Genomic DNA, 14,418 nt, shown 5'->3' on the forward strand with positions numbered 1-14,418 from the left:
TAAAAAAATCATTAAAAAATTGCCTTTTTTGGGCCAAAATTTCACAAAAAGTAAAAATTATCGTAAATTTATAATAATATTTTTTTGTTCGTAACACTTGTTATAATTTCATTTATTTCTAAATTACGAGGTTGCTAACATAAGACAAAATATGAAAAATTAGTTATTTTGTTAATAAATAAATACTAATTTTATAATTTCATATTTTGTTTACATTATTAAAATGTAAATATAGTCTTTATTTATATTGCCTGTCTAGATTAGGAGAAAAATACTATGAAAAAATCAAAAAAATTTGCTAGTAAACTATCAATCCTAGGAGCATTTATTGTCTTAGGATCAACAGGAATTATTGCTGCTTCGTGTACTACCAGTAGAAGGCCACGACCTACATATGAGCGTATAGTTTTTGATCAATCTGAAGTTTCTGGAAAAGTTGATTATGTTGCCTTAGGAGATGATTATGCTGCCGGTAATAATAATAGCGATAATAATTATTCTCTAAATGAATATGATGTCAACAGTCAAAAAGTTTATGGGCTATCATATGCTTCATATTTTGCCAACGCTATTAATGAGTTAAAGGATAGCAAAACTAACTTAAGAAGCTATAAAAACTATGGTCTTTCAGGATCGACTATTGAAGAGTGGCTTTACATTCTAAATCCAACTCTTTATGAAAAATATGAAAAAAGCAATGCTATTAAAAAGAATTTTGAATACAATAAAAATCTTGCGGCTAAAACAAATTCTGAGCGTTTAAGTAAAACTTTTGGCTCATTTTCAGCATCAGATTTTCAAAGATTAAAATCAGATATTAGTAGTGCAAATTTAATTACTCTTTCGGTTGGCTACAATGATTTCTTTAATAGCAATGATATTTTTGACATTCTACTAGAATTTCACAACATTGATAGCAACATTCCTGAACTTGAAGAAAAACTTAGAGAATGAATTCAAAGAGCAGAACAACTTGCTTCAATAATCTATGAAAATTATGATCGTTTAATTACTGAAATTAGAAGAATTAACACTAATGCTAACATTACTTTAGTTGGTTATACTAATCCATTTTTAAAACTAAGCTCAATTATTAAAAACCAATTTGCTTTGAGTAAGGATTATGTGCATGAAGGGATTGAAATTTTAAATAATCAAATTAAGGCTGTAGCTCATAGTAATAGCGTTAACTTTGTCTCATATAATAATGAAGGTGATATTTTAACTAATCCTTCAGAGTATTCATCTAATTTATTTGAAATGCTTCCATCAATTAAGGGATATAAAAAACTAGCTCAAGATTTATTTATGAAGCTTGCACTTGGAGAAGATGAATATTATGCCATTGCTAGCGATAAACTAGGAGACATTGACAGTAGAGGTTATCAAAAATCAATTTCATTTGATGTTCAATCTAATAATATCAAATCATTAATCCTGGGTAATGAAGGTATTAATAAGAGATATGAATTCGAATCTGAGGTTAAAAATAAAGAAGTTATTGATAATCAAGACAATAGTTTTAACTCAAAAATATTCAGTGTTTATAAAGCACAATTTAATAACGGCGAAAACATGCCGGCTTTTGAGATAATTGAGTTTTTCTTTAAGTCTCTAAAGATCCTAGGTATTGACTTAGCTCAATACCGTGAAACATTTGCACAACTAGAAGCACAAATTGATAGCAATAATGAAACTCGTAGTATTTTTATTGAATTCATTAACCAAGTTTTTGATAGTACCATCATTAATGAAGAGATTAAATCATTTAATAAAAGAACTAACCAGTTAATTAAGGATACTCCTCAAGATCAAATAACAACAAAAGATCTTGCCAAAATCTACTATGAAGAATTTTCATCAACCGAACATATTTATAACTTTTATAAAGAAATCTCTAAAACGAAATTTCTGCAAGATCAAAGAATTAGCCGGGAATTTAGACAATATTTCAAACCATTTTTTGCTAATTTAACCAATAGTAGCTTATATAAAGCCTTCTTTGATTTACTGAAAATCTCAATTGACGATAAATCTTCAGCACAAATTGATTTTGAATTACAACTTGAAACTTTTGCCAATAGTTTAGTTGATTCAGTTTTTGATGAACCTAATAAATATGGTGTATATCCTAATTACACTGAATTTATTAATGCCTTACTACTAAGAAGCAAAGTTGAAATCAAAGATCTTTTAGATTCATTTATTAAATGATTAAACGAAGACAAGGAATTTGCTGACAAATTTATTAATAGCGTTGCTAATTCATTTATCGAACTTTATAAAATTGAAGGTGTTAATCAAAATACCATTAGGGAATTTGTAAGAATTTTCTTCTTAAACTTTAATAAGTTGAAAAATATTGAAAAATTAGTAAGTTTTGTTGCAGAAACATTTAGTGATGTTAAACAATCTAATTCAAAAACCCCTAATGCTAATGAATTATTTGCAACATTTCTTGACAACATGATTGCTGATAAATATGATACAAATAATGAAAATAAACTACTCTTTACTTTAGCATCTGCTAATTTAGGACAAACTGAAGAAGAGAAAAAAACATATCAAGCTGCCCTTGAAATTATTAGTTTATCATTTATCGCTAAAGAGGACTTCTTTGATACTAAAAACTCAAATTATTTAGAAAATAACAAAAAGCGTGAAAGATTATTTAAGCTGCTAACAAACTTAATTAAAGATAAAGATCATGAATTAACAGCTGAGGGAAGACAGTTAATTTCTAATATTTTAGGTAGATTAGTTGAGCAAGCTTTTCTAGATGATAAATCTGATTTAAACATCACAATCAAAAAATTACTAGATTATTTTATTATTGAGCCCCTAATTTTAAACTTCAAAAATACATTTAAAAAAGAAGAGCAATCACAAAGCGAAGCAATTGAACAATTCTTCAGAAACATGTGAAATACTCTATGATCACAAATTAAAAATAAAGATTCAATTGCTGGTATTAAAGAATTATTTAATAAAGTTCTTGAAAGAGCTAGCATGTATGACAATGATTCATTATATGCCTTTGTAATTAGTGTCTTCAAGGACGGTCCCAACAATAAACTATATGATCTAATTAAGACAATTTTCTCACAACTAACAGCCACTGAAGGTGTCTTTGATAACACATTTACCACATGAATTCAATGATTAGAAGAGCAAACCAAACATACCTTTAGTTCTCAAGATAAAACAAAGATTAGTGGCTATCTAAAAGAAGTTCTAAAGAATGCCCCTAATTCAACACTATATGAAAATATTGAATCAAAAGTCAAGGAAATTGCCGCTTCACTTGATAAAAATAAACAAAAGAATTTCGAAGAATTTTCTAAATACTTTGCTGAACAAATGAATAGCTTCCTAACAAAAGATAATAAGAAAATTATTCCTGAAATTTTAGATGTATTCTTGGCTCGTGATAAGGATAATGTATATCATGTCGAATTTAGTAAAGTAACAGAAATATTTTCAATTTTCTTCAAGGAAGATAAAATTATTAATTACATTATTGATAAATTTGACATAAAAGCAATCATTGAAGGTGCTTTAGATAGAGTTAGCTTTGGCGGAACAAAAAGTCAAGAAAACTGAAGAAAGGTTTTATCTGATTTAAAGAAATTTATTGATGATAAATATACCAAATTCATTGTTCCAACTATAACTAAGCTACTAAAAAATACTTTCTCTGATAAGGATTTAGTTGCTAAATCACATTCATTCACTGACCTAATAGTCAACTACATAACTACTAAAAAAGATAGCTTGAAGGCGGATGTTATTAAGTATATTAATGAATTGCTATCGGATGTTAAAAATAAAAATCTTAGAGAAAATTTCTCAGAATTATTCATATCACTTGCTGAAGAAAATTCTGTTAATAATTCATTAACACCAGATCTAAAAGAAAAAACAAGGTCAGTTATTACAAAACTTTTAAATCATTTTTCTAAGTTTGGACTAACTGAAAAACTTGTTGACATAATATTTGAAAATATAGAAAAAAATATTAAATCCCAACTATTTAATTTTGATAGATATGAAATAAAAGTGAACTTAGTGGATATCTTTAACGGTATAAACCATCAAGAATTAACTAACTTTGTTAAAGATTTAACTCCAGACGAAGTAAAAAGTATTACATTGGTTTCCCTAAAAAATTGAGAACTACTACTAAGCAGTATTGCTTCACCAAAAAATAATTTAAATTCACCAAACAATAACAAAAAAGACGGTATCCTAGAGATTTATGGTGAATTAAAAATTGATAGCAAATTGTGATTAGATTTATTAAAATCAGTATTTACTAAATTAGATGATTCTGGTAAAAAAGAAGTAAAAGCAGAATTAAATAAAATCTTATCAAATCAATTCCATACAAACGGAGCATTTAAAAAATTTGTAAAAAATCAGTTAGATAATATTAAAAATAAAATATTAGAACAAGAACCATTAGCCAACAAGCTTCTAACAAAAGTTTTTGATATTGCTGCCGCAAGCATTGAAGATAAAGCGGCAACAGATTTGATTAAATCGATTGGTAATTGGTTGGCGGATTTAGATGGAAGTAAATTAACTTCAATAACTGAATTAAACAAGAAAATACAAGAATTATTAGGAAACTTAAAAGATAACTTTATTAAGCTAAGTAAAAAAGTTATTAATGATCAAGTAAAAAATAAAGAAAATGTAAAAGAGATATCTGGATTAATTTTTGACCTAATAAATAAAAAATATGGACTAACTGCAACAAATATTAATAGTGAAAATGTTAAACTATTTATAGCAAGATTAATTGGAAATATTGGTAATTCAAAAATTATTGAAAGTTTCATTGATAAAGTCGTTGATAATTTAGTTAATATTGATTTATTTACTGAATCACCAATACTTGATAAATCTAAGATTGTTGAACAATTAACTAAATCAGTTGAAGATTTAGACTTTGATAAAATTATTTTTTCATCTGATAACCTATCTGCATTATTTAAGATGATGTTAAATACTAATGAAATTTCCACTCTTAAAGAAGAAATAGTATCAATGTATCAATACATAAGTATTAACATTGCGGAATTAAAGGAATTAAAAGAAAAGAACAAAAACTCAATTCCGAAAGTCTTTGAAAAGCTATTAAATGATTATAAGAAATATGTAGTTATAGGATTTAATTCATTTAATAAGACTGTAAACGAAGACACAACGAATAAAATTAAAAATTCATTGATAGATTCATTGAAAGAAATTGCTAAATTTGAAATTGAAAATATTAGCAATGAAAAGCTTGTTAACAAATATGTAAATCCAATTAACATTAAGAAAATTGCTAACACTGTTATTAATTATGAGCCAACTAAAAAAATAATTGATCATTTAATATCTGAAATAGCTAAAAAGCAATTAAATGAAACTGATGGTCAAAAAGAGGCTCAAAATGCTCTTGTAGATATTATTACAAAGTCAAAAGATATATTGACTAAACATATAAACGAAATAATTGAGCAAATTGCGAAGGATGACAGCGTAGTTAATATCTTAGTTGATGAAATATTTAGATTTTTATCATTAGAAAATACTACTGAAGATGACAAAAATTTATTTAAAGAAATCATTAAAACAGCAGTCCCTAAGATTCAACAAACTGAATTCTACAAAAATAAAGTAAGTCAATTGTTTGATTCATTTACTAAAAAAGCTAAAAATGCTGACTTAGCAAATATTAACCAATTATTGAAAGAAATTATTGATGAATTTACCTCAACATTTAACTTTAGTGATATTGAAACTTTTGCTAACCTAATTGGCGAAGGAAATGTAATTGATGGTCCAAAACTTGTTAAGTTAATTAACTTAATTTTTGGTAAATCAAGATTAGAAAATTCATTTATTTATAATGCTTTAAGAAATATAAATATGAATTCAGATCGTTCAAAAAGAACAACAATTACTACTCTTAATGAGATTGTAAGGGGAAGCAAAGACATTTTTGGCAATCCAATTAGTGGTGCTTCGAAATTTGACCCACTCGCAATTCTTGATACAATATTTAAATTATTAGCTCAAGAGGTAACTAAGGAATTTTCACAATATGATAACTATCAAAATGACTATCTTGTTAGATATGATAAAGAAGCATACAAAGCAACCTACCGTATGCTAGTATCACTAAAATTTGCAATATTTGAAATGTTTGGTCGTGAAACTGTCGAAGCAAATAGGGAGTTAGGATTTGGAAGACTTGGATTATATACAAGCCGTTTATCAATTCTTTGGGAAATCCAAGAAGGATCAGGACTTAGATTAGCAGGTAGAGCATTTAAAGGAATGCAAAGTTATTTCTATCATGATGGCATTAGACGCGAATTTACAAATTACCTTGATTATAAAAGGGCTCTTTATTACTACTATCCCGATGAGGATAATTACACCCCTAGCTCAATTGATTATTTAATTGTTACAAGTGGATATAATAGTTCAGAGCAATCTAAACTAGCACCATTTAAATATAAAGTTACAGCAGATGGCACTATAAATCAAATAAGTAAAAGAGATTACATTCTTCTAACCATTAAAGAAGGTGGATTTGCTAAATTCATGAAGTTAAATAATGCAAAATCTAATTCAGAATGAAGTGGTTTAAATACTGTTGATTTCTCGAAAGTCAAAGAATAAATATAAAAGCAAAAATTTGCTTTTATAGCAAAAAATATTTTTATTTTAATTTTTATTAATGGTTGAAAATAAAAATTTTTATATAAAAAATTAATTTCAAAAAATGGCATTTTATTTCAAACGCCATTTTTTTAGATTAGTTTAAATTAATTAATTCTTTTTGTTATTTTTTTCACCATTATTATTTAATTTTTTAGATCTTGATTTTCTATTTAATAGAATAATAATTAATATTGGTATAGTGACAATTAGTGCGCCAAGTAGTATTGACAATGTGATAGTAATAATATTTCTTCTTATTCTTTGTTTATTAGCATCAAGTAATTTATATCTAAATGTTAATTCTCCAGAATAATTATCATCAGAACTAAAATCAACAATAATTTTTTTATTTTCTTTATCAATTCTAATTTTAAAGTTTAAATTATCTACATTTGCATCTTTGAAAATCTTTTTAATTATCTCCGCAAAATATTTTTCATTAATATTTTTTTCTTCTATCTCACCTAACTCAAATTTAATTTTCTTATCCTTGATTAAGGTGATAATATCTGGCTTATTGGAAGTTGTTATTTTAATTTCGCCTATGTAGTCTTTACTATCAACCTTAGCTCTTATTAAAAAACTATTGTTTTCGGTATCTAGAATCGTGAATTCTAATTGATTAGTGTCAATTTGAGGATATTTGTTATTTATTAATCTTATAATGTCGTCAACTGTATTAACTTTACCTCAATTATTGATTTTAATAATTTGACTAAGATTTTGCTTAGCTGAAATTTCAAAGCTCAGTTCACTAGTATTTGAATAATCAGCACTGCCGTCAACTGCTTTAATAGTGATATTATTGCCATTGATGGTAATTTTTAGCTGCTCTCATTTTATGCTCTTGCCAACATTTGCTTCATTTACAATCCGTTTGATTTCATCTTCAGTGACTTCGTTAACTTTGCCTAAGCCATTAACTTTAATTTCTTTTGTTAAATCAATTTTAGCAGTGACATTGAAGCTAAGATGAGTAGTATTTGAATAATCAGCACTATCGTCAACTGCTTTAATAGTAATATTATTGCCATTGATGGTAATTTTTAGCTGCTCTCATTTAATTTCTTTACCAGCATTTGCTTCATTTACAACTCGTTTGATTTCATCTTCAGTGACTTCGTTAACTTTGCCTAAGCCATTAACTTTAATTTCTTTTGTTAAATCAATTTTAGCAGCAACATTGAAGTTAACTTCACCAATATAGTCTTTACTATCATTTTTAGCTTTAACTAATATGTGACCATTTTGTTGATCAGTAATTGTAAATTCAAGTTGTTCAATATCGATTTGTGGATATTTCGCTTTTATTAGTTTTTGAACTTCACTAATGGTTAATTCTTCAACTTTTAGTGTCTCATTAATTTTAATGATTGTGTTAAGATTTTGCTTAGCTGAAATTTCAAAGCTCAGTTCACTAGTATTTGAATAATCAGCACTATCGTCAACTGCTTTAATAGTAATCTTATTACCATTGATAGTAATTTTTAGCTGCTCTCATTTTATGCTCTTACCAGCATTTGCTTCATTTACAACTCGTTTGATTTCATCTTCAGTGACTTCGTTAACTTTGCCTAAGCCATTAACTTTAATTTCTTTTGTTAAATCAATTTTAGCAGCAACATTGAAGTTAACTTCACCAATATAGTCTTTACTATCATTTTTAGCTTTAACTAATATGTGACCATTTTGTTGATCAGTAATTGTAAATTCAAGTTGTTCAATATCGATTTGTGGATATTTCGCTTTTATTAGTTTTTGAACTTCACTAATGGTTAATTCTTCAACTTTTAGTGTCTCATTAATTTTAATGATTGTGTTAAGATTTTGCTTAGCTGAAATTTCAAAGCTCAGTTCACTAGTATTTGAATAATCAGCACTATCGTCAACTGCTTTAATAGTAATCTTATTACCATTGATGGTAATTTTTAGCCGCTCTCATTTTATGCTCTTGCCAGCATTTGCTTCATTTACAACTCGTTTGATTTCATCTTCAGTGACTTCGTTAACTTTGCCTAAGCCATTAACTTTAATTTCTTTTGTTAAATCAATTTTAGCAGCAACATTGAAGTTAACTTCACCAATATAGTCTTTACTATCATTTTTAGCTTTAACTAATATGTGACCATTTTGTTGATCAGTAATTGTAAATTCAAGTTGTTCAATATCGATTTGTGGATATTTCGCTTTTATTAGTTTTTGAACTTCACTAATGGTTAATTCTTCAACTTTTAGTGTCTCATTAATTTTAATGATTGTGTTAAGATTTTGCTTAGCTGAAATTTCAAAGCTCAGTTCACTAGTATTTGAATAATCAGCACTATCGTCAACTGCTTTAATAGTAATCTTATTACCATTGATGGTAATTTTTAGCTGCTCTCATTTTATGCTCTTGCCAGCATTTGCTTCATTTACAACTCGTTTGATTTCATCTTCAGTGACTTCGTTAACTTTGCCTAAGCCATTAACTTTAATTTCTTTTGTTAAATCAATTTTAGCAGCAACATTGAAGTTAACTTCACCAATATAGTCTTTACTATCATTTTTAGCTTTAACTAATATGTGACCATTTTGTTGATCAGTAATTGTAAATTCAAGTTGTTCAATATCGATTTGTGGATATTTCGCTTTTATTAGTTTTTGAACTTCACTAATGGTTAATTCTTCAACTTTTAGTGTCTCATTAATTTTAATGATTGTGTTAAGATTTTGCTTAGCTGAAATTTCAAAGCTCAGTTCACTAGTATTTGAATAATCAGCACTATCGTCAACTGCTTTAATAGTAATCTTATTACCATTGATAGTAATTTTTAGCTGCTCTCATTTAATTTCTTTACCAGCATTTGCTTCATTTACAACTCGTTTGATTTCATCTTCAGTGACTTCGTTAACTTTGCCTAAGCCATTAACTTTAATTTCTTTTGTTAAATCAATTTTAGCAGCAACATTGAAGTTAACTTCACCAATATAGTCTTTACTATCATTTTTAGCTTTAACTAATATGTGACCATTTTGTTGATCAGTAATTGTAAATTCAAGTTGTTCAATATCGATTTGTGGATATTTCGCTTTTATTAGTTTTTGAACTTCACTAATGGTTAATTCTTCAACTTTTAGTGTCTCATTAATTTTAATGATTGTGTTAAGATTTTGCTTAGCTGAAATTTCAAAGCTCAGTTCACTAGTATTTGAATAATCAGCACTATCGTCAACTGCTTTAATAGTAATCTTATTACCATTGATGGTAATTTTTAGCTGCTCTCATTTTATGCTCTTGCCAGCATTTGCTTCATTTACAACTCGTTTGATTTCATCTTCAGTGACTTCGTTAACTTTGCCTAAGCCATTAACTTTAATTTCTTTTGTTAAATCAATTTTAGCAGCAACATTGAAGTTAACTTCACCAATATAGTCTTTACTATCATTTTTAGCTTTAACTAATATGTGACCATTTTGTTGATCAGTAATTGTAAATTCAAGTTGTTCAATATCGATTTGTGGATATTTCGCTTTTATTAGTTTTTGAACTTCACTAATGGTTAATTCTTCAACTTTTAGTGTCTCATTAATTTTAATGATTGTGTTAAGATTTTGCTTAGCTGAAATTTCAAAGCTCAGTTCACTAGTATTTGAATAATCAGCACTATCGTCAACTGCTTTAATAGTAATCTTATTACCATTGATAGTAATTTTTAGCTGCTCTCATTTTATGCTATTGCCAGCATTTGCTTCATTTACAATCCGTTTGATTTCATCTTCAGTGACTTCGTTAACTTTGCCTAAGCCATTAACTTTAATTTCTTTTGTTAAATCAATTTTAGCAGCAACATTGAAGTTAACTTCACCAATATAGTCTTTACTATCATTTTTAGCTTTAACTAATATGTGACCATTTTGTTGATCAGTAATTGTAAATTCAAGTTGATTAATATCGATTTGTGGATATTTCGCTTTTATTAGTTTTTGAACTTCACTAATGGTTAATTCTTCAACTTTTAGTGTCTCATTAATTTTAATGATTGTGTTAAGATTTTGCTTAGCTGAAATTTCAAAGCTCAGTTCACTAGTATTTGAATAATCAGCACTATCGTCAACTGCTTTAATAGTAATCTTATTACCATTGATGGTAATTTTTAGCTGCTCTCATTTTATGCTCTTGCCAGCATTTGCTTCATTTACAATCCGTTTGATTTCATCTTCAGTGACTTCGTTAACTTTGCCTAAGCCATTAACTTTAATTTCTTTTGTTAAATCAATTTTAGCAGTGACATTGAAGTTAACTTCACCAATATAGTCTTTACTATCATTTTTAGCTTTAACTAATATGTGACCATTTTGTTGATCAGCAATTGTAAATTCAAGTTGATTAATATCGATTTGTGGATATTTCGCTTTTATTAGTTTTTGAACTTCGCTAATGGTTAATTCTTCAACTTTTAGTGTCTCATTAATTTTAATGATTGTGTTAAGATTTTGCTTAGCTGAAATTTCAAAGCTCAGTTCACTAGTATTTGAATAATCAGCACTATCGTCAACTGCTTTAATAGTAATCTTATTACCATTGATAGTAATTTTTAGCTGCTCTCATTTTATGCTATTGCCAGCATTTGCTTCATTTACAATCCGTTTGATTTCATCTTCAGTGACTTCGTTAACTTTGCCTAAGCCATTAACTTTAATTTCTTTTGTTAAATCAATTTTAGCAGTGACATTGAAGTTAACTTCACCAATATAGTCTTTACTATCATTTTTAGCTTTAACTAATATGTGACCATTTTGTTGATCAGTAATTGTAAATTCAAGTTGATTAATATCGATTTGTGGATATTTCGCTTTTATTAGTTTTTGAACTTCGCTAATGGTTAATTCTTCAACTTTTAGTGTCTCATTAATTTTAATGATTGTGTTAAGATTTTGCTTAGCTGAAATTTCAAAGCTCAGTTCACTAGTATTTGAATAATCAGCACTATCGTCAACTGCTTTAATAGTAATCTTATTACCATTGATAGTAATTTTTAGCTGCTCTCATTTTATGCTCTTGCCAGCATTTGCTTCATTTACAATCCGTTTGATTTCATCTTCAGTGACTTCGTTAACTTTGCCTAAGCCATTAACTTTAATTTCTTTTGTTAAATCAATTTTAGCAGCAACATTGAAGTTAACTTCACCAATATAGTCTTTACTATCATTTTTAGCTTTAACTAATATGTGACCATTTTGTTGATCAGTAATTGTAAATTCAAGTTGATTAATATCGATTTGTGGATATTTCGCTTTTATTAGTTTTTGAACTTCGCTAATGGTTAATTCTTCAACTTTTAGTGTCTCATTAATTTTAATGATTGTGTTAAGATTTTGCTTAGCTGAAATTTCAAAGCTCAGTTCACTAGTATTTGAATAATCAGCACTATCGTCAACTGCTTTAATAGTAATCTTATTACCATTGATAGTAATTTTTAGCTGCTCTCATTTTATGCTATTGCCAGCATTTGCTTCATTTACAATCCGTTTGATTTCATCTTCAGTGACTTCGTTAACTTTGCCTAAGCCATTAACTTTAATTTCTTTTGTTAAATCAATTTTAGCAACAACATTGAAGCTAAGGTGAGTAGTATTTGAATAATCAGCACTGCCATCAACTGCTTTAATAGTAATATTATTGCCATTGATGGTAATTTTTAGTTGCTCTCATTTAATTTTTTTATCAGCATTTGCTTCATTTACAACTCGTTTGATTTCTTCTTCATTGATTGCGTTAACTTTGCCTAAGCCATTAACTTTGATTTCTTTTGTTAAATTCTTTTTTAATGCGACTTTGAATTTTATTTCATTTTCATAAATCTTCTTTGATTTATCAGAAATTATTATTTCAACATATTCATCATTTAAATTTGAAATATCAAAGTCTAGAACATCTCATCTTATCTTGCTATTTTTGTTTTTCTCTTTTATAATTTCAATAATTTTATCTCTATCTGTAGTATCAATATTTCCAATATTAATATCTAGTTCGAGATTAGCTATTGAACGCTCATTATCTTTTGTCAAAAATTTAGGAGGAATATTTTCTAAAAATTTTGCAATTAGTGAGTTATTATAAAAATTGTCGTATTTTTTTACATTATCAACATTTCATTTTGAAATATTTTGATTGAACGAACTAGCGCCCTCAAACATTGAACTCATATCTCCAACATTCTTTACGTTTCAAGTGCTAATATCTTGGTTAAATTTTTTTGCTCCACGAAACATTGAACTCATATCTTCAACATTTTTAACATTTCAACTGCTAATGTCTTGATTGAAATTATTTGCTCCTTCGAACATCGATGCCATATCCTCAACATTTTTAGTATCAATATCAGAAATTTTTTGGTTAAAGTTAGAGGCATTTTTAAACATTGCTGACAATTTTAAGACTTTGTCATTTTTTAATTTCATTTCAGTATTTCGATTGTTAAATGATGAAGCACCCTCAAACATTGAACTCATATCTTCAACATTACTCATATCTATTGATGTAATTAATTGATTAAAAGCAGTTGCTCCCTTGAACATAGATGACATATTTTTAACTTTTGAAGTTTCATTTTTTCACATTAATGGTTTGGATCCATTATTAAATGATGAAGCACCCTCAAACATTGATGACATGTCCTCTACATTGCTAACAATCACATTTGACATGTCCTTGTCAAAATTAGTAGCATTTTTAAACATTTTTGACATATTTTTAACTTTGCTACTTCTTATTCAAGTAATTCTTCAATCTAATTCTCTTCCTCCGTTATCAAAGGAAGTTGCCCCCTCAAACATTGAACTCATATCCTCAACATTGGAAATCTTTAAATTAGAAACATCCTGATTAAAACTAGTCGCATTTTTGAACATTGATGAAATGTCTTTAATATTATCACTACAATTTCAAAGAAATTCCTCTCCTCCATTATTAAAAGAAGTGGCTCCCTCAAACATTGATGACATATTTTCTGCAGTTATTGCGTTAAGACTAGTAACAGTCTTATCAAAACTAATTGCATCCTTGAACATTTTTGACATATTTATAACATGTCCCAAACTTATTTTTAAACGTTTATCCCCATTATTAAATGATGAAGCACCCTCAAACATTGACGACATGTCAATAACCTCTCAAGCACGTAAATCTGATATATCTTGATTAAAATTAACGGCATTTTTGAACATTTTTGATGTTGTTTTCAAATATCCAGAATCTCATTTTAGATCTGAACCACCATTATTAAATAGTGTAGCGTTCTCAAACATAGATGACATATCAGTAATTTTTCGAACATTTCAAATCGAGAGGTTTTGATTAAAGTTACTACAATCCTTAAAAGCATTTTTGAGTGAAGTTATTTCTTCTGGCAATTCCTTAGGAACTTCAGTAACGTTGTTAGCAAATTGTTCAATTTGAACTTCACCATTTGCATTTGTGAAGTAACCAATCTGGGTGCATTTTGTTCCCTTATAGGTTGCTTTTTTCACCAAAAACTTTGAATCATATTCAAGAGGTTTTAAAAAACTTTTTTGATTAATTAAGCGTTTATTATTTTGATTATCAATTTTTGTTGACATTAACAAGAGTGGTAAATTTATAGTAGAAATTACTAAAAAGATTTCTAGTAACTTTTTTTTATTTTTCATTTTATTTAATTCCTTTGTAATACGTTT

The 14,418-nt window shown here is 27.5% G+C and carries 2 protein-coding genes; one reads left to right on the plus strand and one right to left on the minus strand.

Annotation, left to right across the window (positions count from 1 at the left end; all coding sequences use genetic code 4):
• The first annotated feature begins 276 nt into the window (after positions 1-276).
• Positions 277-6,681 carry an SGNH/GDSL hydrolase family protein gene (locus HGG64_RS02315; protein ID WP_169580347.1) on the plus strand — a complete coding sequence of 2,135 codons (6,405 nt, stop codon included), beginning with the start codon at positions 277-279 and terminating at the stop codon, positions 6,679-6,681.
• Positions 6,682-6,831: 150 nt separating this feature from the next.
• Here HGG64_RS02315 and HGG64_RS02320 read toward each other — a convergent pair whose 3' ends face one another.
• Positions 6,832-14,391 carry a BspA family leucine-rich repeat surface protein gene (locus HGG64_RS02320; protein WP_169580348.1) on the minus strand — a complete coding sequence of 2,520 codons (7,560 nt, stop codon included), beginning with the start codon at positions 14,389-14,391 and terminating at the stop codon, positions 6,832-6,834.
• Positions 14,392-14,418: the final 27 nt, after the last annotated feature.

This window comes from Mycoplasma phocoeninasale, assembly GCF_012934885.1.
Classification (GTDB): domain Bacteria; phylum Bacillota_I; class Bacilli_A; order Mycoplasmatales; family Metamycoplasmataceae; genus Metamycoplasma; species Metamycoplasma phocoeninasale.